The following is a 25,963-nucleotide window of genomic DNA, read 5'->3' on the forward strand; positions in this document are numbered from 1 at the left end:
CGCGCGGACGCGCGTGGTGGCTACAGCTCCACCTGCGGGCGCTGCTCGTCGCGGCGGGACGCGCGCGTCGCGGCCGGGCGAACCTCCAGCTCGGCGCGGGCCTCCTCGATGGCGTCGCACACCCCGTCGGCGGCCCGCTGGACCTGCTCCAGCGTGTGGGACGCCATCACCTGCATGCGGAAGCGCGTCTCGCGCAAGCGAACGGCCGGGTACTCCACCAGGTTGGCGAAGATGTCGCGGTCGAACACCTTCTTCGAGGCCAGCCGCGCCACCTTCGCGTCGCCCACCTGCACGGGGACGACGTTGGACGGCTCGCCCAGGCACGTCACGCCCCGCCCCTCGAAGGCTCCGCGCAGCGCCAGGATGTTCTCCCGCGCCTTCGCGCGCAGCGCGTCGCCCTCTTCCGAGCGGACGATGCGCAGCGACTCCAGCACCACCGCCGCCTGCATGGGCAGCAGCGCGTTGGAGAAGATGTGGGGCCCGCCCATGATGCGGATGAACTGGCGCACCGCCGGCGAGCGCGTGGCCACGAAGCCGCCATTGCTCGCGAACGTCTTGGAGAAGGCGCCCACCACCAGGTCCACCTTCCCCAGCAGGCCCTGCACGCCCAGGCTGCCCGTCCCCCGGGGCCCCATCGCGCCCAGGTCATGGGCCACGTCCACCAGCAGCGTCGCGCCGTACTCACGGCAGATGGACTGGAGCTCTTCGATCCGCGGCACGTCCGAGTCCATGGAGAACAGGCCCTCGGTGACGACGAGCACCGCGTTCTGCGTGTCGCGGGCGCGAATCTCCTGAAGCTTGCGCCGCATGGCGCGGTTGTTGAGGTGCGGCACGCGGCTCACGTTCGTCGTCGCGGCGGCGGCGCCCTGCTGGAGGCACGCGTGCGACAGCGCGTCGAGCACCACGTGGTCATCGGGACGCACCAGCCCGGCGATGACGCCGAAGCCCGCACCCCAGCCGGTGGAGAACAGCGCCACGTGCGGCGTCTGCAGGTGCTCCGCGAGCGCCTTCTCCAGCATCAGCGACGGCGTCGTATTGCCCCCCAGCATCGCCGAGCCCGCGCTGTGCAACCCGTAGTCCTGGATGGCCCGCTGGGCCGCCTCCACCACCGCCGGGTGCGTGGACAGCGACAGGTAATCCTGCGAACCGAAGTTCAGCCCCTGGCGCGCCGCCCCCGTCTCGCTGCGGACACCACACTCCGCCTTCGGTGCCGCCTCCAGGCTTCGCGAGTACGGCCACAGGCCCGCCTGCCGCCGCGACTCCTGCCACTCGAAGAAGGGTTCCGTCCGCCCCAGCAGGTCAGGTCCCGTCGGCTGCGCGTAATGGGAGATGAAGTGGGTGAAGAGCGGCGAGTCGAGTTGAGCTCGGAAATCCATGAAGCACGTCCAGGGGGAAAGGTCGCGCTGTCAACGAGAGGCGCGGCGCTCGGGGAGGGGGGCGAGCGGCGCATTTAATGCCTCTGCATCTTTCCAGTGTCAACCGGCCTACCCTGACGGCTCCGCTGTATTCGTTTGTTCCGACTCAACCGGATGTGCTGCGTAGGCTGAAACAGGCGCGAAATACCCAGATAGGCACGTATTGTCCGGGCAAAAAACGACGAATCCTGTTTTTTCACCCCAGGGCAGCGGTGGATTTTGACGCCCCCTGCCCTGAAGTGCGAGCAAGTGTCCGTCAGTCGTCGTTCTGCCTCAGCGCGGCCAGGACGTTGAGGTCCTCCAGGGTGGTGGTGTCCCCGGAGGCCTGCTTGCCCGCGGCCACGTCGCGCAGCAGCCGGCGCATGATCTTCCCCGAGCGCGTCTTCGGCAGCGCCTCCGCGAAGCGGATTTCGTCCGGCCGGGCGATGGCGCCAATCTCGCGGCCCACGTGGGCGGCCAGCGTCTTCTTCAGCGCGTCGGACGGCGTGTGGCCCTGCTTCAGGGTGACGAAGGCCACCAGCGCGGTGCCCTTCAAGTCGTCCGGACGGCCCACCACGGCGGCCTCCGCGACGGTTTCATGCGCCACCAGCGCGCTCTCCACCTCCGCGGTGCCCAGACGGTGGCCGGCGACGTTGACCACGTCATCCACGCGGCCCATCAGCCAGAAGTACCCATCCGCATCCGTGCGAGCGCCGTCGCCGGTGAAGTACATGCCGGGCAGCTCGTTGAAGTACGTGCGCACGTAGCGGTCCGGGTCGCCGTACACCGTGCGCAACATGGAGGGCCAGGGGCGCGTGACGAAGAGCAGTCCGCCCTGCCCTCGCGGCACCTTGTTGCCCTCTCGGTCCAGAATCTCCGCGTGGATGCCGGGCAGCGGCAGCGTGGCCGAGCCGGGCTTCGTCGGCGTGGCGCCCGGGAGCGGCGACACCATGATGCAGCCCGTCTCCGTCTGCCACCACGTGTCCACCACGGGGCAGCGGCCCCCGCCGATGACGTCGCGGTACCACATCCACGCCTCGGGGTTGATGGGCTCGCCCACGCTGCCCAGCAGACGCAGCGAGGACAAGTCGTGCTTGCGCACGGGCTCCTCGCCCAGCCGCATGAAGGCGCGGATGGCGGTGGGCGCGGTGTAGAGGATGGTGGCCTTGTACCGCTCGATGATGTCCCAGAAGCGGTCCGGTCCCGGCTGGGTGGGCGCGCCTTCGTAGAGGATGGTGGTGACGCCGTTCATCAAAGGGCCGTAGACGACGTAGGAGTGGCCCGTCACCCAGCCCACGTCGGCGGTGCACCAGTAGACGTCGTCTTCGCGCAGGTCGAACACCCAGCGCGTGGTGAGCGACGTATTCACCGCGTAGCCGCCCGTGGTGTGCAGCACGCCCTTGGGCTTTCCAGTGGAGCCCGACGTGTAGAGGATGAACAGCGGGTGCTCGCTCTCCACCCACTCCGGTTCACATTCCGCGGACTGCCCGCTCACCAGCGTGTCCCACGCCACCAGCTTGGGCCCGGACAGCTCCAGCGTGCTCCCCGTGCGGCGGAGCACCACCACCTTCTCCATGGTGGGCATGTGCGGCAGCGCCGCCTCCACGTTCTTCAGGAGCGGCACCACCGCGCCCTTGCGCCAGCCGCCGTCCGCGGTGAGCAGTACCTTCGCGCCCGCGTCGTTCATGCGCTCGTGGAGCGCCTCCGCGGAGAAGCCGCCGAACACCACCGAGTGCACCGCGCCAATGCGAGCGCACGCCAGCATGGCCACCGCGGCCTCGGGCACCATGGGCAGGTAGATTCCCACCCGGTCCCCCTTCCGAACGCCCAGCGACTTGAGCGCGTTGGCCAGCTTGTTCACCTCGGTGGACAGCTCGCCGTACGTGAGGCTGCGGCGGTCGCCGGGCTCCCCCTCGAAGAGGATGGCGGGCTTGTCCTTGCGGGTGGCCAGGTGCCGGTCCAGGCAGTTGTAGGCCAGGTTCGTCTTGCCCTCGACGAACCACCGCGCGTGCGGCGGCTTCCAGTCAAGCACCGTCTGGAAGGGCGCCTTCCAGTACAGCTCCTCGCGGGCGCGGTCGCCCCAGTACTTGTCAGGGTCCTTCGCGGCTTCGTCCCAGAGCTGCTGGTACTGCTCCATGCTCCGGATGTGCGCGCGCCGGGCGAACGCCTCTGGCGGCGAAAAGACGCGTGCTTCCGTCAGGACCGAGTGAATCTCATGCTTCGAAGCCGCCATGCGTTCCTCCAGCGTGGACAATGCCACCCTGTTCTAGGAACGCGGAGCGCGCGGCTCAACCCTCCGTGTCACAGCGCTTCGATTCCTTGACGGCCTCGTAGCGCAGCCACATCTCGCACACGCATTCGTCGGGGCGGCGCGTGTCGTAACGGACGCGCAGCACCCCATTGAACTGCGTTTCGCACTGCGTCGTACCGTCGATGTGGATGTTGATCTGATCCAACAGGCACTCCTGGCCATTCACCTCGGCGGCGGCCTTGACCACGCTCCCATCGATGGAGAAGTGGTCTCCATCCTCCAGGAAATAGCCCACGAGGTGGCTGTCCAGGAAACCGAAGTCCAGGCGGACGACGCGCCCGCTGATTTGCAGGGTGCCGTAGAGCTGGTTGCGGTTGGTCTCCAGCAGGCCGCAATCGTCGCGGAGGACCTCGACGGGCTCGAAGACGTAATCACCCGGCTCCTGGACGTGGGGCAGACAGCCCGCCAGGCAGGCCAGGAGCAGACCGGAGAGGACGAGGCGATGGCGTCTCGGAGTCGACACGGCGCGCACAATACTCCACGGCACGCATCTAGGAAGTGCGAGCGTGACGGCAGCGGGTAGACTGGGGGTCATGCTCGAATACCGCAACCCCAAGCCCACCGTGGACTGCATCATCGAGCTGCCCGGTGAACGCATCGTCCTCATCCGGCGTGCGAATCCGCCGGTCGGCTGGGCGCTGCCCGGTGGCTTCGTGGATGAGGGCGAGCCGCTCGACGTCGCCGCCGTGCGCGAGGTCCTGGAAGAGACGGGACTTCACGTGAAGCTGTCGGAGCAGTTCTTCACGTACTCGGACCCCCGGCGGGATCCGCGGCAGCACAACATCTCCACCGTCTACATCGGCTCGGCCGAGGGCGAACCGCAGGGCGCCGACGACGCGGCCGAGGCCCGCGCCTTCCGCGTGAATGATTTGCCGAAGGACCTGTGCTTCGACCACGACACCATCCTGTCCGACTACGTCACGTACAAGCGGACCGGACAGCGGCGGAAGCTCTAGGAGCGGCGCGGGAGGATGCATTACGCGCTCGTCCTGCTCGCCCTGGGAGGCCTGCTGACCCTCCACGAGTTGGGGCACCTCATCGCCGCGCGGTTGCTCGGTGTGCGGGTGCCCCGCTTCGTGTTCGGTTTCGGTCCACCGCTGGTGTCCTTCCGCCTATGGGGGACACAGTACGTGGTGGCGGCGGTGCCCCTGGGCGCCACGGCGCACCTGCAGGGGATGAACCCGCACCGTGCGGACGCGGACGAGGCCGCGGGCTTCGCCGCACGCGGGCCCCTGCTGCGCATCCTCATCATCCTGGCGGGGCCGCTGGCCAACTATGCGCTCGCGCTGGGTGTCCTGTTCGCGCTGTACACGTCGGGCACGCACGTGGTGGTGCCGCTGACGGTGGGGACGGTGCAGCCGGGTTCGGAGGCGGCGCGCGCACAACTGCTGCCGGGGGACCGCATCGTCAATGTCGCGGGACAGCCGCTGCGGAGCTGGTCGGAGTTCGTGGAGAAGGTGGGCGCGGCACCAGGTGTCCCGCTGGAGCTGGGCGTGGAGCGCGGCGGCGATGCGCGCTCGGTGGTGGTGCGGCCCCGGCCGGATGAACGGGGCACGGGCCGCATCGGGGTGAGCCAGCAGTACGTCTACAAGGCGCACGGCGCGGGTGAGGCGCTGAGCCATTCGTTCACGCACACCGTCAAGGTGGCCGAGGAAGGCGTGGCGCTGCTGAAGCGGATGATGCAGCACGGCCTGGAGAGCGCGGACGCGGCGAGCCCCGGAGCGCTGGTGCGGCAGGAGTCCGCGGATGCGATGTCGTCCGGGACGGATGCCCTGCTGCGGACCTTGGTGGCCGCGTCGGTGGTGCTCGCGCTGTTGACGTTGCTGCCCGTGCCCGGGCTGGATGGAGGCCGCGTGGTGCTGCTCCTGGTCGAGGCGGCGAGCGGCCGGCGGATCCCCCCTCGCGTGGAGACGGTGGCGCAGACGGTGGGGTTCCTGGGAATCGCCGTGGCCGTGGTCTTGATGGCGACCGCGGAGATTCGGCGCGCGTTGCCGGCGCGGTTCGGCATGGAGGACACGCCGGCTCAGGATGCGGGGACAGAACAGCCGTCGCCTGCGGCGTCCGCTTCCGCGAAGGGCACGGCCCCCGCTCCTGTTCAGGCGCCTGGCGCGCCGGAGAAGAGAGGCGACACGGCGGGCGCCACGCCTGCCGGGACGGCCGCTGCGGGCACGACGGCGGGGGCCGGGCCTGCTCGGACAACCGCTGCGAGCACTGGAACGGGCACCCGTCCTGCCGCGACGGGCCCAGCCGTGGCAGGAGCTGACGCGGGGACGTAGGCAGCTTCCGGTGGTGCGCCTGGTGCCGCGCCTGCCGGCCCCCACGGACCGGGAGCAGCCACACGCGGTGCCAGCCCCCCGCCTGCCACGCCATCAGCCACCGCGCGCTGCACCTCATGTCAGGAAGACTCGGCGGCTACGTCCCGTCCGGTCACGGCGGACGGTTGTTCAGCACCGTCGTGATTGCGACACCCAGCCCCGACCTTCGAGCGCAGACGCGCCGCATGGGAGCCAGCCAGATGGGAAGCACCGTATCCGCAGATGAGTGAGCCGCGGCGACACGTCAATCGTTGCCGCGGCCATCTGCCCCAGCTCATCCCGGTACCCGTGGAGAGGCAGAGCGCCGCCAGATGTTCCTCATTTGTGCGGATGCAATCGTGCCTGACTTCAAAGCCCCGTCGTGGAATCACGCTGTGCCAGCAGCGCTGTTGCTGATGGCGCCCTTCGACCTCCTGGCCTCGCTGGCCATGGACATCTACCTGCCAGTCGTTCCGGCGATGCCCGGAATCCTCAACACCTCACCCGCCATCGTCCAGCTCACCTTGAGCCTGTACCTGGCGATGCTTGGGCTCGGCCAGATGGTGTTTGGCCCGATCTCCGACCGCATCGGCCGGCGCCGAGTGCTCCTGACAGGCGCCCTCCTGTTCGCGGTCACGTCCTTCCTGCTCGCGGGGGCCTCGGATGCCGCGATGTTCGTCGGCCTTCGGCTCGTCCAAGCCATGGGGGCATCCGCGGCCCTCGTCGCCACGTTCGCGACGGTCCGCGATGTCTATGCGGAGCGCCCCGAGAGCGCGACCCTCTACAGCCTGTTCAGCGCCATGCTGGCCTTCGTCCCCGCGCTCGGGCCCATCGCGGGGGCGCTGCTCATGCAGCGCTGGGGATGGCGAGCCATCTTCATCACGCTCGGAGTCGTGGCCACGGCGGCACTGCTGCAAGCCTTGCCACGGTGGCACGAGACGCGCCCGGCGCAGGGCCTCCAGTCGCGTCCCGCGTTCCGGCACATCCTGCGCAGCGCCACGTTCTGGACGTACACCCTGGGCTTCAGCGCGGCCATGGGCTCCTTCTTCGTGTTCTTCTCCACGGCGCCCCGGGTGCTCATCGGTCAGGCCGGATTCTCCGAGCTCGGGTTCAGCCTGGCTTTCGCCACCGCCGCGCTCGCGATGATTCTGACGACCCGCTTCGCGAAGCGCTTCGTGGGGAGTTGGGGGTTGGCGGGAAGCCTCACGCGGGGCATGGGCATGTTGCTGCTCGGGGCGGGGCTGCTGACGGCCGGACAGCTCCTGGCAACGCCGTCGTTCTGGACGTTCGTCGCGCCGATGTGGCTCATCGCGGTCGGCATCGTGTTCTCCGTCTCCGTCACCGCGAATGGCGCACTCCAGGCCTTTGGCGATGTGGCGGGAACGGCGGTCGCGCTCTACTTCTGCATCCAGAGCCTCATCGTCGGCGTCCTCGGCACGCTGATGGTCGTCCTGCTGGATGGCGACACGGCGTGGCCCCTGGTGGGATACGCGTCCCTGATGGCAGGGGTGACGTTGATGGCGCTTCAGCGCCTCCAGCGCCGACAACGCGTCCTGACGAAGCCCGCGATGGCGGAAAGCCCCGACGCCCCCTAGCAGACGTCCCCAAACCGCGCCGCGGGGGCCTGCTCCCGCGGCGCGGCGGTGGTTTCCTTCTTTCCCGCCTGGGACGGAACCCTGCCCGCCTCCCGGCTGTCCAGGGACCAACCGGGCGTCGGCCGTCTTTCGGAAGACGTCTCCTGGACGATGAAGGAGCCGCGAGCCATGCAAGGCCCTATGCTGCCCCCCGCGATGAACACCAAGGCAGGCGGTGGACTCTTCTGTGAGCTGTACTGGGGCAACAATCTGTCCGAGGCGTGGAGCTATGGGCCGGAGCATTCGAACGTCCACGCCGCCCCGGACGAGACGGCACCACTACCGCTCTACGGCTTCACCCTGCCCGAAGAGCCGTTCCTGCTCGCCGAGCGCACCGATCAGGGCTGGCGCATCCACCTGCCGCCCGCGGCCCGTGCCGAGCGCGCAATCCAAGGCAACGCCTATGCCGCCGTGCCGCAGACGGACCTGCGCCAGCACGACGGACGCACGACCGTGGAGCTCGCGGAGGGCATGACGCTTCGCCTCTCGGAAGGCGAGCTCTCGCTGCGCATCCAAGGCTCCGTCGTCAAGGAGCAGGTCAACCGGCTCCAGTGGAAGGACTTCGGCTGGCTCATCATCGTGAGCATCCTCTTCCTCAGCCTGCCCGTGGGTTTCCTCATCGCGGGCCCCACGCCCCAGCGCATCGAGGAATCCAAGGTCCGCGCCATGAAGATGGCCGCCGACAAGGAAGCCGCGCGCCGCAAGGCCATGGGCCTGGACACGCCCCTGCGTCCGCTCACGGATGAGGAGCTCAGCATGCAGCCCGACGGCGGTGACGACGTCACGGTCCCCGCCTTCCTGCGCGTCCGCTGAGGCGGCGCCTCAGGGCCCCAGGCCGACCCAGACCTCCCCATCCTCGAAGAACTCCTTCTTCCAGATGGGGACGTCCTGCTTGAGCCGCTCGATGGCGTACTCACAGCCACCGAACGCCTCCTTCCGGTGCGGCGACGCCGCGGCGATGACGACGGCCAGCTCGCCGGGTACCAGCGTTCCCACGCGATGGATGATGGACACGCGCACGCCGGGAAACCGCTCCGCGGCCTCCGCCCCAATCTCCGCCAGCTTCTTCTCCGCCATGGGCGCGTAGGCCTCGTACTCCAAGCGCAACACGCGGCGGCCCTTCGTCTGGTTCCGCACGGAGCCGCTGAACGTCACCAGCCCGCCGTATGACTCCCCGCTGACAGCCTCCACCACCTCTTCCAGCCGCAGGGGCCGGTCCACCACCAGGAACTTCCCAGGTGCGCCTCCCGCCACGGGGGGAATCAGCGCCAGCTCCGCCCCATCCCGCACCGGGGCATCCGGACCGACGAACTCCTGGTCCACGGCCACACGAAGGTGCGGCAGGAGTGGCGCCAGCGCCGCGTACTTCGCGCTCAGCAGCCGCAACACGTCCCGCACATGCGAGCCCTCGGGCAAGTCCAGGGACTCCCGCACCTGCCCGGTGCGCTCGCGAGCCGCGGCGAAATAGAGGACGGTGATGCGCACGTTCCCGGCGTCCGCCATGCCCCCGCTCAACGCGAAGCCTCCTGATCCGCGCGCAAGGACAGGCGTCCCTTGAGCCGGCCCCCGCCCTCCACCGGGCTGAAGTCGAGGAAGCCCGAGTCCAGCGGCGTGATCCGATCCAGCAGCGCCCCCGAAAGCGCCTTCGTCGCCCCGAGCAACATGTTGGGCACTCCGGGCACCTTCTCCGCCGCGCGCAGGTCCGCGCGCAGCCGGCCCAGGTCCACCATCACCGACACGTGGCCCGAGCTGAAGGCCTCACCACCGAAGCGCTCCCGCAGCTCGGCGCCCACGTCTCCGCGAGGACGGCCCTGCAGCAGCTCCCCCGCTATCAGGCTGGCGCGCTCGGGCGTGATGCGCAGCTCCACCGGATGCTCCCGAATCCGCGTCCGGAAGAGCGTGCCATTCGCCTCCTGCTGCGTCGTGTAGCGCAGCACGGAGTCCTCCAGTTGCTTCTGCACGAGCGCCCGCACGGGCTCCGACTCCGTCAGCCCCGCTTCGAACACGATGGAGCCCTTGATGTCGGGCCGCTTGTTCCGGATGAAGTTGCGGAAGAAGGCCGGGATGTCGAAGTACGCGCGCAGCACCACGTCGCCGCGCAGCGCCTTGAGCAGCGCCTCCACATCCAGTCCCTCACGACGCCAGGACGCCACCATGCGCTCGCGGCGCTCGGAGCCCGGCGCACCGAACACCAGCCGCGCCAGTTCCTCAGGCGGCACGGAAACCTGCGCCGCGGCGATGGGCCCCAGCTCCGCGTCCTTCAGCAACGCCGACGCGGGCGCACGGGCGCCCTGGAACAACGGCGTCGAGGAGGACAGGAAGCCATCCAGGTCCACCCGCTCCGGCTTCACCGCCAGCGACGCGGCGAAGCCGCGAATCGGGTGGGTGCCTTCTTCCTCAGGCGCCACTCCGGGCTGCTTCCCGGAGAAGAGGTACATGCTGCCGCTCGCCACCTTCCCTCGCAGCTCGGTCAGGAGCACGTCCTCGGAGATGCCCGGCCCCGTGAGGCTTCGCACCGCCTGGCGGGCCACTTCCGCGTCGGGAATGGCCAGCACCTGCGCCTGCTGAGGTTCACCCTCGTCGGGCTCCTCCAGCCCCTCTGGTACGGCGAGATAGAGGTAGCCTCGGTCCTCGAAGAGCAACATCGGGGGCCCGCCTGACGCGGGCTCCACGGTGGCGGACCCGTCCGGCTGCGGCATCACGCCGTGCCCCGCCCGCTCCAACTCACCGGCAACGGCCTTCAGGGCCGCCTCTGGCTCCGTGATGCCCAGCAGCGTCACGACGCCGTCGAACTCCGGGAGCAGGAAGAAGCCGAAGCCCTCGTCGGGGTCCACCACCGAGCCGGCGCCGTTCTCCAGGTCCGCGAAGAGCAGTGGCAGCAGCGGGGATGACTCCACGGCCCGCCGCGCGTTCTCCGGCCCCACGAGCCGCGCGTAGAAGTCCATCAACTGCTCCACGTGGCCACGCAGCTCGGGCAGCCACATGACGGTGCGCGCGCTGGCGGGCACCGCGCGCAGCACGGGCCGAGGCACCACCGTCAACTGGACGCGGCCGACCTCCTCGCCCTCGTGCAGGGCGCGCACGGTATAGGCGCCTGCCCGGGAGAACGCGTGGGACACCCACGGCGCCGTCTGGGCGTCGCTGCCGTCACCAAAGTCCCAGGTGACGGCGGTGGCGTCCTCGCGCTGCGAGCCGAGGTCGACCGGCACGCCCGCTTCCACCGTCCGGTCCTGCCCCAGGTCCGGCCGCACCGCGCGACGGCAGCCGGAGGCCCAGGGGCCCACGGCGACCGTCAACAGGAGGAGCGCGACAAGAGACCCAGGGCGGCGCGGAATGAGCGGCATGAGCCGCTTAGTAGTCCAGCGCCAGTCCGAACATCCAGCGCCGGTTCGACAGGTTCAGCCCCGGCCCGCCGAAGTTGTCCACATCCGCATAGGTGTACTCGGCGAAGACGTAGCTGTGGTTGACGCCCAGGTCGGAGTCGAAGTCGCGCGCGAAGCGCGGCTCCAGGACGTCCAGCATGAAGGCCACGCCACCCGTCGCGCCCCAGCCCCACTTGCCGCCCGAGCCCCGGTTGCCCCCCACGGCCTCAGTGCCCGTGCCCTTGAGGATCCACCAAGGCGTGTAGATGAGCCCCAGCTTGCCGTAGGGCACCAGCGGGATGCCCCATTCGAAGGCGGCGTAGTCGAACTTGTAGAAGGCGTTGAGGCTCAGGGGAATCAGACGCAGCGCCGTACGCTCCGCGGCGTCCGCACCGGAGGCCAGCTTCGCCGTTCCGTACTTCTCGCCGTAGCCCGCTGAGAAGCCCACGCCCGCCGTACCCACGCCCTGGTAGAAGTATCGCTGGAGCTCTACCTCGAACGTCAGCAGCGACTCGCCGCCAAAGTAGTCCTGGTACGGCGTACCCGTGAGGCCGGGCTCTTCGTCGATGAGGGGCTTGTAGCCACCCAAGCGGAATTGAATGCCGCCCGAACGTGGCGAGCGCAGCGAGACTTCCTCCTCCACCACTACCGTGTCCTGCCCCCAGGCAGGCAGCGTGGCGAGCAGCGCCACGACTCCCAGGGCCGATGCCCGACTCATGACCGCTTCCTCCTCGACGACAGCCAGACTCCGAGGGACGCCAGCATCGCGCATCCCGTGATGCCACCACCCGCCGCGGCGCAGCCACCCGTCTCCGTGCCGCCAGCTCCGAGGTACCCTTGGTAGAAGCCGTTGCTTGCAATGGGCGTCCCTGTCGCAGCGGGCGAAGGTTCGCTTTGGTTACCCGCCCTGTCGATGGCAATTGCCTGGACGGCATACTCGACGCCGTTCTCGAGCCCTTGATCCATGCGGAAGACCGCGTTCGACGAAACCTGCCGCTTCGTCGAAATCACTTCACCCGCGCCCACACCACCGTCCTCGCCCGGAACGAACTGAAGGACCTGCACCTCCATGAACACCGCGTCGCTCGGCACCTTGACAGAGACACTCAGCGCGGCGTCCAGCCCCGTGACGCTCGGGGTCTCCGGCGCTGCGGGAGGCTCCGGGTCATAGATGAAGCTGAGGTTGGAGGGCGACCCAATCGAGGTGAACGACTCCTCGCAACCAATCCCCAAGGGACGTCGGGTGGTAGCACACAGCCGGAACGTCTTGGTTGACGTCTGCGACTCGCACTTGGCGCCGTCCGCCACCAGCGCCTCGGACGCGTTGAAGGTCACCGACCCCGTCAGCCGAGTATCCGTTACCGAGATCTCGTCGAGAGACAGGTCGCCCGCCCCTGGCGCCCCCGTGCAACTCGATTCGTTCGAGAGCCAGAGGTGGAGCACGTCGCAATTGCCGGCGACACGCGTCCAGTTGACCGTGCGGTCCAAGCCGCAGTTCTCCTGGGAGACGACAATCTGATCGTTCTGGATGATGTCGCCCGTGGCTGAAAACGTCACGGTCTGCCCCAGGGCAGTCGACGCGAAGAGCAAGAGGCCAACGAGAGTGAGGCGCATGGGTACGCCCAGGCTAGCAAGCGGGAGGCCACATGAAACGCATTCCCGTCCGCTGGGCATCACTCCGGGAGGGCCGTCCCGCCGCGCCAAACAGGCAGGACGGCCACGGAGGCTTTGCCAATTTGTCAGGCGGGGCGCTCGGCCAGGCGGAGTCCGGCTTCCACCAGGTTGAGGGCGGCGCCCCGGCTGGCGTTGTCCACCGAGGCGAACAACGTCACCCACTCCGGCGCCTGGGGGAATGCGCGCACCCGGCCCACATGGACCGCCGGGTCGGACGTGACGAGCATGGGCATGGGGTACACACGCTCACCGGGCACATCCAGCACCTTCAAGGCCCCGGACGTCTTGAGGGCCGCGCGCACCTGCTCCACCGGGCCCGCCTTCTTGAGCTGCACGTTGAGGGTGAGGCCGTGGCCGTAGAAGGTAGGCACCTGCACCGCCGTCCCGGCGATGACGGGCACATCGCCCTTGGACGAGAAGAGCCGGGCCGCCTCCAGCGTCCAGCCGCCCTCCTCCTCGGTCCAGGGTGAATTCACCATGAAGCCGCCGACCTGCGGCACCAGGTTGAACCCCACACGGTGGGGAAAGGCGTGCGGCTCCGGCTCGCGGCCCGACAGCAGGTCCGCCGTCTGCTTCTCCAGCTCCGCCACACCGCGCACACCCGCGCTGGACGCCGCCATCAGCGCCGTCACCTGCGCGCGCGCCACGCCGAAGGCCTTCCGCAGCGGCTCCACCACGTGCACCGCGGCGGTCGTCACGGCCCCCGGCAGACACACGATGCGGCCCTTGAAGGTGAAGCCCGCGCCCAGCACGTCCGTGTTGAAGCCCGGCAGCACCATGGGGACGTTGCCGTCACCTCGGAAGGCACTGCTGACGTCCACCACCCACGCGCCCGCGGCCTGCGCGGCCGGAGCCAGCGTGCGAGAGGCCTCGGCGGGCGTGGCCAGCAGCACCAGCTTCACACCCCGGAAGGCGTCCGGCGTCGCCTGCTCCACCTCGAGCGAGTCCTCGCCGTACTCCACCTCCATGCCCTTGGAGCGCTCGGAGCCGAAGACGCGCACCTGTTCAGCGGGCACGTCCTGCGCGTACAGCGCGGCGAGCACCTCGCGGCCCACCACGCCCGTCGCGCCCACCACGCCAATCGTCAAGTCGTCTCTCATGGCGCGTCCTTTACGCCACCGGAGGCCGGGAGCGCGAGCACCACGAGGCGGCTCAGTCTTCCTTCAACCGTGCGGTGGGCGCCGGCCCGGGCAGCGGCGGGAACTTCGGGTTGCGCTCCGGCTCCGAGGCCCGCACGTAGTGCGGCTCCATGGCGAAGAGCGCGTCCAGCGACTGCGCTTCCGGAAAGCGCGCCAGCTGCGCCAGCGCCACCGCCGACGGGAAGGCCGGCGCCGCCAGCAGCCGGTGAGGCGCCACGCCCTGCGACTCCAGGGCGGCGCGGTAGTCCACCAGCGCGGGCCCCAGCGCCACGGCCCGGGGCTCGGCGGCCATGCGCGCGGCCACCTCCGCGGGTGACATGGCCGTCTCCGGTTCCAGCGGCTCCACCGTCCCGCCCTGACGGACGTAGGCCCCCAGGTACAGGTCGTCCTTGCGTGCCACCGCCAGGCAGTACAGCGGCACGCCCTCGGGGCCCTCCAGCGCCACCGCCGCCAGCGACGAGGCCCCGGCCACCTTCAGCTTCGTCGCGTAGGCCAGCGACTTCACCGTCGCCAGGCCGATGCGCAGCCCCGTGAAGGAGCCCGGCCCCAGGCCCACCACCAGTCCCTCCAGGGCGGGCAGCGTGGCGCCATGGCGTTCGAGCAGCTCCCCGACGATGCCAGGCAGCAGCTCGCTCTGCTTCCGCGGCGGCCCCACCACCACGTGCTCCAGCGTGCGCAGCGCGCCATCCGGCGCTCGCTCCACCAGGGCCAGCGACAACGTCAACGTCGAGGTGTCCAGCGAGAGAAACATGGGACGGCTCACTACACCGGCGCGGCCCACATTTCCTGCGGAATCTCCGACACCCGGTCCTGGCAGCGGTACAGCCGGACGCGCACCACGCCCTTGTCCAGCATGCCCAGCTTCCGGGCGGCGCCCTTGGACAGGTCCACGATGCGCCCGTCGATGAAGGGCCCCCGGTCATTCACGCGCACCTTCACCGCGCGCCCGTTCTCCATGTTCACCACGCGCAGGCACGAGCCGAAGCGCAGCTTGCGGTGCGCGGCCGTCATCGCCTCCTGGTCGAAGCGCTCCCCGCTCGCGGTGGGCCGCCCGTGCAGGCCGGGGCCATAGAACGAGGCCAACCCTTCGCCCAGGTACGAGCGCGGCATCTGCTCGCGCCGCGTCACGCCGGGCGTACCACCGCGGGACTTCGGCGACTTCGACGGGCGGACGGGTTCCTCCACCGGGTCGGGCCTGGCCGCGCGCGAGGCGCACGCGGAGGTGAAACCCAAGCAGAGCAGTCCGGCAACGGCGATTCCTCGCATGCGTCCTCTAGCGGGTGATGTCGTTGGTCACGGCCAACAGCATCAGCAGGACGAGCAGCGCGAGCCCCACCATGTTGGCCACCTCGCGGACGCGAACAGGGATGGGGCGGCGGCGAATTCCCTCCCAGGCGGCGGAAAGCAGGTGGAAGCCGTCCAGCACGGGGATGGGCAACAGGTTCATCACCCCCAGGTTGATGGAGATGAGCGCCATCAGGTGGAGGAAGCTGTCCAGGCCCTGCTCGGCGCTCTTCGACGCCAGCTGGTACATCATGATGGGGCCGCCCACGGTGTTCATCGGCACCGAGCCCACCAGCAGCCCGCCGAGGACCCGCACCATCTGCCCGACGATCTTCGGGACGATGAGCGCGGCCTGCTTCAGCGCGGCGCCCGGCCCCAGATGCACCGTCACCTCATCCAGCACCGGCATGTCCGCCGCGGAGAGCACCCAGTTGCGCACGCCCAGGACGATGGGCGAGCTCGCCGTGCCCATCTCGTCCTCCGTCTTCAGCGGCGCCTGCGCCAGCGTCTCCGTGCGCTCGCCGTCCGCGCCCCGCCACGTCAGCTGGAAGGAACGTTCCTTCAGGGCGTTCAGCTTCGAGGAGAACTTGACGAAGGACTCCGGCTTCTCGCCATCCAGCGCGATGATGCGGTCTCCGGGCCGCAGGCCGCCCTTCTCGGCCGCGCTCCCCGGCGCCACGGTGGCCAGGTACAGGTCGGACGTCTCCGCGCCCACCGTCGCCAGCCCCACACCCGGCTGCTTCGGCACGGTGAGCTTCAGCACGGAGGGCACCCGCCCCGTCACGACGCCCGCCGCCACGGAGTCCATGCGCCGGAGGGTGAGCTCCAGGGGCGCGCCCTCCGCGTGCTTGTCCAGCTCCTGCTGGAAGCGCGCTTCCGTCTCCACGCTCACGCCGTTGACGGCCAGGATGCGGTCGAAGGTCCTCAGTCCGGCCTTCTCCGCCACCGAGCCCGGCGGCACGCCGACGATGGGCGGCTTCGACACGGCCTCCACGCCAATGGAGCCGCGCTCCACCGTGTCGATGGGGGACGTCTCCACGTTCTTCGTGGGCGTCACGTCCAGCGTCAGCTTCTGGCCGTTGCGCTCCAGGACGATGGGGACGGGCCGCTCGAAGCGGCCGACGAACGCCTCCCGCATGTCGTTGAACGTGCGCACCGGCTCGCCATCCACGGACAGGATGCGGTCTCCAGGGCGGATGCCGGCGGCCTGCGCTGGCATGCCCTCGCTCACCGTTCCCACGTAGGTGGAGGTGGCCTGGTGCGGGCCCAGGAAGACGAAGAAATAGACGAGGATGGGGAAGATGAGGTTGAAGGCCGGCCCCGCCAGGACGATGAGGCCGCGCTTCCATGGGGGCTGCGCCAGGAAGCCCCGGCTGGCCTCCTCCGGGCTGAGCTCCTCGTGGGGCATGTCCCCCGCCATCTTCACGTAGCCGCCCAGCGGCAGCAGGGCAATCTGGTACTCCGTCTCGCCCTTGGTGAAGCCGATCAACTTGGGTCCGAAGCCGATGGAGAACTTCAGGACCTTCACACCACAGGCCTTCGCCACCAGGAAGTGGCCAAGCTCGTGCACCGTGACGAGCACGCCGAGCAGAATGACGAAGAACCCGATGTTTTGGAGCATGGGCGCAACAGTAATCGTGGGCGCCCAGGTGGACAACGCGCAACCGGGCCCGCCGAGCAGACGGGCAGCCGGAAGGGGCGGTCCTAGGGCAGCAGGCCCCGGACGAACTGCACGTAGACGAACACCAGGGGCGCGTTGAACAGGAGCGCGTCGATGCGATCCAACACGCCACCGTGCCCGGGGATGAGGACGCCCGAGTCCTTCACCCCGTAGGCCCGCTTCAGCATGGACTCACACAGGTCGCCCACCGGCCCCAGGATGCCGCCGGCGATGCCCAGCAGCACGCAGTCCCACACCGTGAACACGGGGAAGAAGAACTGCCGGGCAATGAACATACCGCCCACCGAGCCCAGCATGCCCCCGAAGAAGCCCTCCCACGTCTTGTTGGGGCTCACCTCCGGGTAGAGCTTGTGCTTCCCCAGGAACCGCCCGAAGAAGTAGGCGGCGGTGTCATTGGCCCAGGTGATGACCAGCGCGCAGATGACCCAGGCCAGGCCGTGGTCGGGCAACAGGCGCAGCGCGGACACGGCCGTGAGGCCCACCGCGCCGTAGAGGAAGCCGTTGACCAGGTGCGCCGTGCGGGTGGGCGCCTCCGCCAGCGGCCCCTTGAAGAGGTGGTAGATCCACGCGAAGAACGCGAAGACGATGGTGAGCCAGAAGGCCGTCTCGCCCGTGCGCGCCGCGTCCCGCATGGGCAGGAAGGGCAGCACCGCGGCGAAGGCCATTCCGACCCAGGAGGCCACCGTCAGGCGCTTCTGGACGATGAGGTAGTACTCACCCACGCACGCGGCGGCGGCGGCGCCCAGCAGGGCCGCGCTCCAGTAACCACCGAGGAACAGCAGCAGGAGGACCAGCGGCAGCAGTGTCACCGCGGAGACGACGCGGATGACGAGGTTTCGGTTCTTGTCGTTCACGCCTTGGCCTGCTGAGGAGCGTCCTCCCGCTGCACCTGTGCGGACGTGAGGCCGAAGCGGCGCTCACGCTGCTGGTACTGCGACACGCAGCGGAGGAACTCGTCAGTACGGAAGTCCGGCCACAAGGCGTCGGTGAAGCACATCTCCGCGTACGCCATCTGCCAGAGCAGGAAGTTGGACACGCGCAGCTCCCCGCTGGTCCTCACCATCAGGTCCAACGGGGGCAGTCCCTGCGTCCAGAGGAACTGCTCGAAGTCGCTCTCTTCCAACCGTCCCGCCGCCAACTCCCCACGCTCCACGGCCTCGGCCAGCCGCCGCGCCGCGTGGAGGATTTCCTCACGCCCGCCGTAGGACAACGCCAGCGACAGCACCATGCCGGTGTTGTGCGCGGAGTCGGCCCGGAGCCGGTCCAGCGGATCACGCACGTAGCGCGGCAGCCGGTCCACGTCTCCAATGGCGTTGAGGCGAATGCCGTTGTCCAGGATTTCGGAGCGCTCGCGCTCCAGATACTCCCGGAGCAGGTCCATCAATCCGGCGACCTCTTCCGCCGGACGCGCCCAGTTCTGCGACGAGAACGCGTAGAGCGTCAGCGCCTGGATGCCCAGGCGGCGCGCGGTGCGCGTCACTTCGCGCACACTCGACGTCGCCTCCCGGTGCCCCTCCAGCCGGGGCAGCCCTCGGGACTCCGCCCATCGCCCGTTGCCGTCCATGATGATGCCCACGTGGCGCGGCATCGGCCGGGCCTTGACGGCTTGTTCCAGGGTGGAAATCACTGAAGGGCGTTCCATGAAGCCGCGCACCCTAGCGATGCCGCCGCGCGCCGTCCACGGGCGCGTGCCCCAACCGTCACGGTCGGCCCCTGACTGGTCGCCCGGTGGCGGTGGGTGGCCGCTCCCCGTCAGAGCGCACGCGCCATGTAGGCGCAGGTAGGCAGCCGCTCACTCGGTGGCCTCTCAGCCCAGGGGCCAATCCGGGCTGGCAATCTCCATGGGGCCGTCGCGCCAGGACGTGTAGGCGTCCTCGTCCGCGACCTGGTACGGCCTGCCGAAAGCGCGCGCGAAGTAGTCGCCCCAATGCGGCTGGGAGCCGTCGGCGTCCGTGAAGCCGTACTCGCGGGCCAGGGCCCAGGAGCTGAAGACACGGCCGGCCTTGGCGCCCACGTTCGGATCCGCCGCGAGCGCCGCCACCGCCCGGCCCACGTAGGCAGGGCTCTCCGAGGCGATGAAGTGCGGATCCTTCGCCGCGCCCTCGCGCCAGTTCGCTTCCGTGACGCCGAAGTTCTCCAGCATCTCCTCGGAGCGGAGGAAGCCGGGCGTCAGCGCCAGTGCGGTAACACACGTGCGGCGCAACTCCCGGGACATCCCGAAGGCGAGTCGGATGACGGACATCTTCACCAGGTCGTACCAGAGGTTGCCGCGGTAGCCGAACGAGTCCCCATCCGTGATTTCGACGATGAGCCCTCGCTCACCGCCCAGCATGAGCGGCACGGCGTGGCGACTGGTGAGCAGGTGCGTGAAGACGGCGCGCTCGAACATCTGCTGCCCCTTCGCGGCGGACTGTTTCCAGAACGCCGGGCCGAACTCGGTGAGTCCGTCGCCGCCCCAGATGTCGTTCACCAGGATGTCGAGCCGCCCCTGCTCCCGCTGGATGCGCGCGCAAAGGGCTTCGACCTCCGATTCGACGGAATGGTCCACGCGGACGGCGATGCCCCGGCCGCCCTTGGCGTCGACGATTTCGGCGGTCTCCTCGATGGTCTCCGGACGCGAGCCCGTCGCGGGCCGTCCGCGCACGCTGCGCCCGGTGCAGTACACGGTGGCGCCCGCCTCCCCCAACATGGTGGCGATACCGCGCCCCGCGCCCCGGGTGGCTCCAGCGACCAGGGCAACGCGTCCTTCGAGTGGCTTCATGGCGGGCACTCCTCCAAGCCCACGGGCGGCCGTGGACCGCGGTGGTTCGTGTTCGCACCCTAGGCAGGGAATCATGACATCCCCTGTCATGATTCCCTGCCTAGACTTCGCTTTGGAACCTGCCCATGCGCGCCGACCGACTCGTCAGTTTGACGCTGCTCCTCCAGACACGCCCGAAGATGACGGCGGGCGAGCTGGCAAGGGAGCTCGAGGTCTCCGAACGGACCATCCACCGGGACCTCGACGCGCTCTCCGGCGCGGGCGTGCCCGTGTACGCCACCCGAGGCGCCGCGGGCGGCGTGGCGTTGATGGAAGGCTGGCGTACCCAACTCACGGGCTTCACCCGGGCGGAGTTGCATGCACTGGCGGCCGTGGCGGCACCGGGAGCCCTGGATGACCTGGGCCTGACCTCGGCGCTGCGTTCGGGCCTGGTGAAGATGGCGGCCTCCCTGCCCGCACTCCAGCAACCCGCGCTGGAGTACGCACGCCAGCGGCTTCACGTGGATGCGTCCTCGTGGTTTCCGGAACGCGAGGCCGTGCCGCATCTGGCGACGCTGCGCGACGCCGTCTGGCAGGACCGGCGCGTGTCGCTGACGTACCGGGACTTCGAAGGCAAACCGAGCCGCAAGGTGGTGGACCCGTACGCGCTCGTCATCAAGGCGGACCGTTGGTACCTCGTCGCGAGCACGGGCGAGGATGAACCGCGTGTGTATCGAGGCTCGCGCGTGGACGGTGCACGGATAAGCCCGGAGACCTTCATCCGGCCGGCGCGCTTCGACCTGCCCGCGTTCTGGAAGGAGTGGTGCTCACGCTTCGCGGAGAAGCGCGCGCAGTACGAGGTCACGCTGCGCTTGACGCCGGAGGCACTCGAGGCGCTGCGGAAGATCCGGCCGCGAGCGGAGGGTTCACGGCTGGATGCCGCGCCGCTCGCAGCGGATGGACTCAAGACAGTGGTCGTGGACTTCGAGCGCGAAGCGATTGCCTTCAGCCAACTCTGCGACGTCGGCTCGGGCTTCGAAGTGCTCGCCCCGGAAGGACTGCGAACGAAGCTCCTGAAACTGGCGACGGGTATCCTCGACACGCATCGAAGTGCCACTCCTTGACGCATGGCCAGGCGAAGCTTGCGCTGTTGGGCAAGCCTCGCAAGAACTACGCATGCACAGCAATTCGCACACCCTTTCTTAGACAGTCGAACGAGCGTGGTAGCTTTGCCATCCATGGAAAGCTTCATTCTCAAGAAAGCACCGATCCAGGTATGGGTGCTGAGCTACACGCTCCTGCTACCGGGCTTGGCGCTTGGGCAAACCGTGACGGCCAAGGCCGCGCAATCCAGCGCTCGCGACTCCTCGTTTCGCGCACGACTGAAGGCGGCAGCGCAGCTCTATGAGGAACTTGAGTATGAGCAAGCGCTGAAGACGCTCACCCAAGCCAAGGCACTGGCCACGACGGACGACGAACGGGCAGACGCCGCGATGTACGAGGCCATCGTCCTCGCCGATCTCGGGAGACGCTCACAATCCCTCCGAGCATTCCGCGAAGCCCTGTCACTTCAACCAGACTCCCAGCTTCCCGTCAGGGTCTCTCCCAAGGTGGCTCGGGACTTCGAGGACGTACGCAAGAAGCTCCAGAGCGAACGCGTGGCTTCGGCCCCCGTCGAGCCACCGCCCGCCCCTTCGCAGGACCGCCCCGTCCTCGAACCCGAGGGAACTGCGTTGGCCGTCGCGACACCATCACCTGCTGCGCCAACCCCTTCACTCCTCACCAGCGCCGAGCCCGGACTCATGGCACATGAGTCAACGGGCCTCCGCATCCGTCCTCTCCCCGTGGCCTTGCTTGGTGCAGGGGTGCTCGCGGGTGGCATCGGGAGCTACCTCGGCCTGCGCTCCCGGAGCGACATCCAGAGCGCGCGAGACACCTTCAGTGTCGATGAGCAGATGGGACATCTGGACGCGGCGCGCGGCAAGGCGCTCGGCGCCAACATCTTGTTCGGTGTCGCGGCGACAGCGGCGGCGGGAGCGGTCATCACCTACTTCCTGGGCAACGAAGCCACGGCGCAGCGGGAGGCGCGATGAACCGCATTTTTCTGGCGTGCCTTGTTCTCCTGTCTGGCATGGCCTGCACCGTGCCCAGCCTCGACGAACTCCACCCATGTGACCTCAACGGCCTCATGGGCGACTCCGTCGACGCATTCCTGGGTGACAGGCCGACATGCAGAGCCCTCAAAGTGTCGATCGACTACTCGGGGTTCCTTCCTGGCTGCGTGCTCGTCAGTGCCCGGGACGAAGCCAGTGGGAAAGCGTCCACCGTCGAGATTGCCGGCAAGGGAGGCCGCTCAGGAGGGTCCCTCCTCGTCAGTGTATTTGCGCCGAGCAGTTGGGGCGACTCCGTCCAAGTGGAGGCACGTGCATATGAGCAGAACTGCGAAGCGACACCCGTGATGACGCGTTCGATACGCGTGAGCCCCCAAACGGGGAAGGTCGAGACAGTGACGCTGTCGCTCCAAGCAACGGACGCGGACGGCGATGGGTACGTCTCCCTGCTCACGGGCGGAACGGACTGCGACGACAACAACGCGAGCATCCATCCGGGTGCAACCGAGCTTTGCAACGACGTCGATGACAACTGCAACGGACAGTCGGACACGGTGGAACTGCGCCTGGGCCAGGACTGCTTTGAGGCAGAGGGGTGCGAAGGCATTCGGGCGTGCGGCGAAAATGGTGCCGTCATCTGCAACATGCCGTTGGCCGTGTATGCCTACCCCGACGTGGACCAGGACGGCCACGGCAACCGGAACGCCGCTCCCGTCGCATTCTGCGACGGTATCCCGCAGGGCTATGTCACCGGTCCCGCGGACGACTGCAACGACAACAACGCCAGCATCAGGCCTGGCGCACCGGAGATCTGCAACGGCGTCGACGACAACTGCAACGACCAGATTGACGAGACCTTCCCCCACCTCGGCACCGCGTGCACCGCGGAGGCCCAGTGTGCCGGCGTCTACGTCTGCGACGCCTCCGGCATCGCCACCACCTGCCAGCCCACGAGGTTCCCCAACAACTGGTACCTGGATGGCGACGGAGATGGCTTTGGTGTTGGCACGGCCGTGTCGTCCTGCGTCCCGCCTGGCACGGACTACGCCGCCACCAGTGGCGACTGCAACGACGGCAACCCGTTCACCTACCCTGGCGCGCCGGAGCTGTGCGACGCCCTGGACAACAACTGTGACGGGACTCCCGAAGGCCCCGAGGTGTGCCCGGGAGAAGGTGCAAGCTGGGTATCACTGACCGTTGGCGTGACCGACATGGAATGGCGCTCCATCTTCACGGAAGTTCCAGGCGATGTGACTGTCTCTGGGAATCAAGGAAGTATCGCGATTCTCACGCCGGGCGCTTCAGTGTTCCAGACCAACGCAACCAACTGTGGCGACTCCAACAGAGGGTGGAACGCAGTCTGGGCCGACATGGCAAGCCAAGGACGTATCTATATCGGCTCCTCAGGAGGTTATCTTGCCTATCTGGACAGGTCACAAAATGCCTGCACCGCGACGCACTCCTTTGCCCGGTGGGTGCAGGCACTCGTCGGCTTTCGCCATGCAGGGGCCCTCGAGATTCATGGGGTCACTGAGAACTCTGGCTCCGTGAACCAGGGCCTGACCTTCAGGTGGACGGGAGATATCGGCACCGGTTCGTTGAACTTCGGCACGAACACTGTCGGGCCGCTGTTCGACATCCACGGTCGTTCCCGTTCAGCGCTATTCGCGGTTGGTGGCTTCGACAGTGGGAGCAACAGGGCTCGCCTGTACCGCTTCAACCCAAGCACCGGGCAGTGGCAATCGGAGATGGTAGAGACAACCGTCGCAGACCTGGGCCGCCTCCGTGGAGTCTGGGTGGTGAACGACAAGCTCGCCTTTGCAGTGGGCGACGCACTGGGCGGCCAGAACTCTGTCCTCCAGTGGGACGGCAGCACGTGGAGCAGGATGCCCTTCCCCAACACGAACACCGAGACACTGACCTCCGTCGTCGCATTCGGCGCAAAGTCCGTCTACGTCACCGCCTACAACGGTCGCATCTACCGGTACGACGGCACGCAGTGGCAAATCATCTTCGAGAACACGAGCCTCCGATTCAACGACATCGCAGGCACGAGCCCCGCAGACCTCTGGGTCGCGGGAAACAACGGACAGATTCTCCACTGGCCTCAATAGCAAGCCTCACCACCGAGGCCACGTATCAGGTGGCCTCGGTGCGGGCGCGGCTCACTCCGCTTCGAGATTGAGCTTGAACACATTGGGCTGGCCTGCCTTCACCTCAACGGTCCGGGTCACGTCCTTGCCGAGTTCCTTGTTGACGAGCCGGACGGTGTGTCGCCCCTCCGACACCTCAACCGCGGCGAACGGCGTCTGCCCCAGGACCTTCCCGTCCAACGACACCACGGCATACGGACGGATGCGGAACTCCAGGCGCCCCTTTGCGACAGGCGCCACCTTCTGGGTCGGCGCCCTTTCACGAGCCCGCGATGGATTCGGCACGGGCTCCCCAGACGCCTTCGCGGGCTCACGCTTCGCCACGACAGCGCTCCCCTCCTTCGCAGCCGCTCCGCCGTTCTCAGGCGGAGCATCCTTCACAGTGGGAGGCCCTGCTTCGGGCGTGGTGGCATCCCGTGCGACGCGCGGCTCCTGCGGCGCCACGGGGACGTCCACCGAAACCTGCGGTTCCGCCTGTGCCCTGTCACTCGAATCCTGAGCGCTCGCCTTCACGTCGACGCTTGGTTTCACCTGCGGCACATTCCTGCCGCCTTGGCTCGGAGCAACAGGCTCGCTCGGCAACTGCGTGAGCGGCGGTGGATTCACCCGAACTGGCGAGACCTCTGAATCATCGCCGCGCATCACGGTGACAGCGCCGCCCACCACCAGCGCCACTACGGCCCCGACGATGACAGCAATCCGCCCTCCTGACCGCCCTGACGGCACCGTCGCGGTGTACTCCGTGCTCCGCGTATGCACGGCGTCGTCCGCGTCCTCGGGAGTCGTGGGCGCCGATGAAGCCCCTCCTGGCGGCGGCGACGAAGCAGCCGCCATCGCCACCGCGTCGTCGTCACGCGCATGCGGCACCTGTACCTTCGCCCCCGAGGCCCGGGACTGCGCTCTTGGCCGAGACGTTCCACGCGCTGACGCATCCGCCCGAAGCGCGGGCGTCTTCACGACCACCGGGTACGACTGAAGCGTGTCCTGCTGCGGGGAGGCGCGCGGCTCCAACGCCTGCACCACGCCACCGATGGCAATCGGCATGGGCGTCGTCGGCGACGTCGGATCCGCCGGCACCTCCACGGGCGCAACGAGCGACCGGGGCATCGGCGTCGTCGGAGAGGTCGAATCCACCGGCGGCGACACCATGGACGCGCTCCGGGCATCCGACTTCGCCTGCGACGCCACCGCGCCCTTGCTGCCTCCCTTCGACGGCGTCATCGCCGGAGCCGCGGCCACCTCCGGCACCCACTGCGCGATGCGCTGGGCAATCTGATACGCGCCCACCGGCTCGCCCGTCGACAACACGAACCGCTCCAGGTCGTCCTGCAACGCCCGGCAGTCCGCGTACCGCCGGTCCCGGTCCTTCGCCAGCGCCTTGTCGAGCACCTGCTGCAACGCCACGGGCACATCCGGCCGCCGTTGCACCACGGGAATGAACGGCTCGAACAGAATCGCCTGCATCACGCTCACGTCCGTCGTCGCATCGAACGGCCGCTTCCCCGTGAGCAGTTCGTACAGCACCACCCCGAGCGCGTAGACATCCACCCGCCGGTCCATGGCCTTCGCCTGGAGCTGCTCGGGCGGCATGTACGCCACCTTGCCCTTCACCACGCCCGTCAGCGTCCGGTGCCCCTGCCCCGCCACCTTCGCGATGCCGAAGTCCACCACCTTCACCGCGCCCTGCCGAGACACCAGGATGTTGTCCGGACTCACGTCGCGGTGAATCAAGCCCAGCGGCTCGCCCGTCTCCACGTCACGGAACTCGTGCGCGTACGCTAGCCCCTCCGCCGCGGCCGCCACCACCTTCGCGCAGAAGGCGGGGGGCAGCGCTTCCTCCGCGGCCCGCTTCACCAGCTTGCGCAGGTTCGGACCGTCGATGAACTCCATGGCCAGGAAGAAGCTGCCCTCGGCCTCACCGAAGTCGAAAATCTGCACGATGTTCGGGTGCTCGAGCTGCGCCGCCAGCCGCGCCTCGCCCAGGAACATCTCGACAAAGGCCGCGTCCTCCGCCAGGTGCGGAAGGATGCGCTTGAGCACGAGCGTCTTCTCGAAGCCGCGTGGCCCCGCGGCCTTCGCCAGGAAGACCTCCGCCATGCCGCCTGACGCAAGCTTTCGCACCAGCTGGTACTTCCCGATTTGCATTGACTCGGGTTCTCCCAGGTTTGTCGGAAAAGTAAAACCAC

At 68.6% G+C, this 25,963-nt stretch carries 22 protein-coding genes; 7 read left to right on the forward strand and 15 right to left on the reverse strand.

Annotated elements, in window-relative coordinates; all coding sequences use genetic code 11:
* Positions 1 to 20: 20 nt before the first annotated feature.
* The 3 genes from BLU09_RS11610 to BLU09_RS11620 all read right to left on the reverse strand — a co-directional run bounded on the left by BLU09_RS11610 (position 21) and on the right by BLU09_RS11620 (position 4,177).
* A complete protein-coding gene (locus BLU09_RS11610) occupies positions 21 to 1,376 on the reverse strand; it encodes an aminotransferase class I/II-fold pyridoxal phosphate-dependent enzyme (RefSeq protein ID WP_090489286.1) in 1,356 nt (451 codons plus the stop codon).
* A gap of 295 nt (positions 1,377 to 1,671) precedes the next feature.
* Positions 1,672 to 3,627 carry an acetate--CoA ligase gene (acs, locus tag BLU09_RS11615; protein ID WP_186817712.1) on the reverse strand — a complete coding sequence of 652 codons (1,956 nt, stop codon included), beginning with the start codon at positions 3,625 to 3,627 and terminating at the stop codon, positions 1,672 to 1,674.
* 55 nt (positions 3,628 to 3,682) lie between these two features.
* Positions 3,683 to 4,177: a hypothetical protein gene (locus BLU09_RS11620; protein WP_090489289.1), complete on the reverse strand. Its 495-nt coding sequence runs from the start codon at positions 4,175 to 4,177 to the stop codon at positions 3,683 to 3,685.
* Between the two features lie 61 nt (positions 4,178 to 4,238).
* Between BLU09_RS11620 and BLU09_RS11625 the strand changes: the two genes are divergently transcribed.
* The 4 genes from BLU09_RS11625 (at position 4,239) to BLU09_RS11640 (ending at position 8,446) form a co-directional block, all read left to right on the forward strand.
* Positions 4,239 to 4,661, forward strand: coding sequence for an NUDIX domain-containing protein (locus tag BLU09_RS11625; protein WP_090489290.1), 423 nt, complete (start codon positions 4,239 to 4,241; stop codon positions 4,659 to 4,661).
* 15 nt (positions 4,662 to 4,676) lie between these two features.
* Positions 4,677 to 5,981, forward strand: coding sequence for a M50 family metallopeptidase (locus BLU09_RS11630; protein WP_244171628.1), 1,305 nt, complete (start codon positions 4,677 to 4,679; stop codon positions 5,979 to 5,981).
* Between the two features lie 350 nt (positions 5,982 to 6,331).
* Positions 6,332 to 7,594 carry a CmlA/FloR family chloramphenicol efflux MFS transporter gene (cml, locus tag BLU09_RS11635; protein ID WP_090489292.1) on the forward strand — a complete coding sequence of 421 codons (1,263 nt, stop codon included), beginning with the start codon at positions 6,332 to 6,334 and terminating at the stop codon, positions 7,592 to 7,594.
* 48 nt (positions 7,595 to 7,642) lie between these two features.
* Positions 7,643 to 8,446, forward strand: coding sequence for a hypothetical protein (locus BLU09_RS11640; protein ID WP_090489294.1), 804 nt, complete (start codon positions 7,643 to 7,645; stop codon positions 8,444 to 8,446).
* Positions 8,447 to 8,455: 9 nt separating this feature from the next.
* On the opposite strand, the gene moaD is transcribed toward BLU09_RS11640, so the two are convergent.
* The 11 genes from moaD to BLU09_RS11695 form a co-directional block, all read right to left on the reverse strand.
* Positions 8,456 to 9,136, reverse strand: a complete 681-nt coding sequence (gene moaD, locus BLU09_RS39875) for a molybdopterin converting factor subunit 1 (RefSeq protein WP_090489296.1) — start codon at positions 9,134 to 9,136, stop codon at positions 8,456 to 8,458.
* A gap of 8 nt (positions 9,137 to 9,144) precedes the next feature.
* On the reverse strand, positions 9,145 to 10,977 hold the full coding sequence (locus BLU09_RS11650; RefSeq protein ID WP_090489298.1) for a PKD domain-containing protein: 1,833 nt from the start codon (positions 10,975 to 10,977) through the stop codon (positions 9,145 to 9,147).
* Between the two features lie 7 nt (positions 10,978 to 10,984).
* Positions 10,985 to 11,713, reverse strand: coding sequence for an MXAN_2562 family outer membrane beta-barrel protein (locus tag BLU09_RS11655; RefSeq protein ID WP_090489300.1), 729 nt, complete (start codon positions 11,711 to 11,713; stop codon positions 10,985 to 10,987).
* On the reverse strand, positions 11,710 to 12,609 hold the full coding sequence (locus tag BLU09_RS11660; protein WP_244171629.1) for an MXAN_2561 family MXYO-CTERM-anchored protein: 900 nt from the start codon (positions 12,607 to 12,609) through the stop codon (positions 11,710 to 11,712). Before BLU09_RS11660 ends, BLU09_RS11655 begins: the two co-directional genes overlap by 4 nt.
* A 125-nt stretch (positions 12,610 to 12,734) precedes the next feature.
* Positions 12,735 to 13,769 carry an aspartate-semialdehyde dehydrogenase gene (locus BLU09_RS11665; protein WP_090489304.1) on the reverse strand — a complete coding sequence of 345 codons (1,035 nt, stop codon included), beginning with the start codon at positions 13,767 to 13,769 and terminating at the stop codon, positions 12,735 to 12,737.
* Positions 13,770 to 13,821: 52 nt separating this feature from the next.
* On the reverse strand, positions 13,822 to 14,559 hold the full coding sequence (gene tsaB / locus BLU09_RS11670; protein WP_186817713.1) for a tRNA (adenosine(37)-N6)-threonylcarbamoyltransferase complex dimerization subunit type 1 TsaB: 738 nt from the start codon (positions 14,557 to 14,559) through the stop codon (positions 13,822 to 13,824).
* Positions 14,560 to 14,570: 11 nt separating this feature from the next.
* Positions 14,571 to 15,074 carry a septal ring lytic transglycosylase RlpA family protein gene (locus BLU09_RS11675; protein ID WP_090489308.1) on the reverse strand — a complete coding sequence of 168 codons (504 nt, stop codon included), beginning with the start codon at positions 15,072 to 15,074 and terminating at the stop codon, positions 14,571 to 14,573.
* Positions 15,075 to 15,081: 7 nt separating this feature from the next.
* Positions 15,082 to 16,713: an RIP metalloprotease RseP gene (gene rseP, locus BLU09_RS11680; RefSeq protein WP_167371071.1), complete on the reverse strand. Its 1,632-nt coding sequence runs from the start codon at positions 16,711 to 16,713 to the stop codon at positions 15,082 to 15,084.
* A gap of 83 nt (positions 16,714 to 16,796) precedes the next feature.
* A complete protein-coding gene (locus BLU09_RS11685; RefSeq protein WP_011552626.1) occupies positions 16,797 to 17,627 on the reverse strand; it encodes a phosphatidate cytidylyltransferase in 831 nt (276 codons plus the stop codon).
* The gene (locus tag BLU09_RS11690; RefSeq protein ID WP_011552625.1) at positions 17,624 to 18,415 is read right to left on the reverse strand and encodes an isoprenyl transferase; all 792 of its coding nucleotides are present in this window, start codon (positions 18,413 to 18,415) and stop codon (positions 17,624 to 17,626) included. Before BLU09_RS11690 ends, BLU09_RS11685 begins: the two co-directional genes overlap by 4 nt.
* A gap of 165 nt (positions 18,416 to 18,580) precedes the next feature.
* Positions 18,581 to 19,534: an SDR family oxidoreductase gene (locus BLU09_RS11695; RefSeq protein ID WP_167371072.1), complete on the reverse strand. Its 954-nt coding sequence runs from the start codon at positions 19,532 to 19,534 to the stop codon at positions 18,581 to 18,583.
* Between the two features lie 125 nt (positions 19,535 to 19,659).
* Here BLU09_RS11695 and BLU09_RS11700 point away from each other — a divergent pair, with 125 nt between their 5' ends.
* From BLU09_RS11700 to BLU09_RS11710, 3 genes are all read left to right on the forward strand, one after another.
* Positions 19,660 to 20,637, forward strand: a complete 978-nt coding sequence (locus tag BLU09_RS11700) for a helix-turn-helix transcriptional regulator (protein WP_090489315.1) — start codon at positions 19,660 to 19,662, stop codon at positions 20,635 to 20,637.
* A gap of 114 nt (positions 20,638 to 20,751) precedes the next feature.
* The gene (locus BLU09_RS11705) at positions 20,752 to 21,606 is read left to right on the forward strand and encodes a tetratricopeptide repeat protein (RefSeq protein ID WP_244171630.1); all 855 of its coding nucleotides are present in this window, start codon (positions 20,752 to 20,754) and stop codon (positions 21,604 to 21,606) included.
* Positions 21,603 to 23,738 (forward strand): putative metal-binding motif-containing protein, encoded by a 2,136-nt coding sequence (locus BLU09_RS11710; RefSeq protein WP_090489319.1) that lies wholly within the window; start codon positions 21,603 to 21,605, stop codon positions 23,736 to 23,738. Before BLU09_RS11705 ends, BLU09_RS11710 begins: the two co-directional genes overlap by 4 nt.
* Before the next feature lie 51 nt (positions 23,739 to 23,789).
* Here the strand turns inward: BLU09_RS11710 and BLU09_RS11715 are convergent, their stop codons facing one another.
* Positions 23,790 to 25,922 carry a serine/threonine-protein kinase gene (locus tag BLU09_RS11715; protein ID WP_090489320.1) on the reverse strand — a complete coding sequence of 711 codons (2,133 nt, stop codon included), beginning with the start codon at positions 25,920 to 25,922 and terminating at the stop codon, positions 23,790 to 23,792.
* Positions 25,923 to 25,963 lie beyond the last annotated feature (41 nt).

The sequence above is a fragment of the Myxococcus virescens genome, from assembly GCF_900101905.1.
Classification (GTDB): Bacteria; Myxococcota; Myxococcia; order Myxococcales; family Myxococcaceae; genus Myxococcus; species Myxococcus virescens.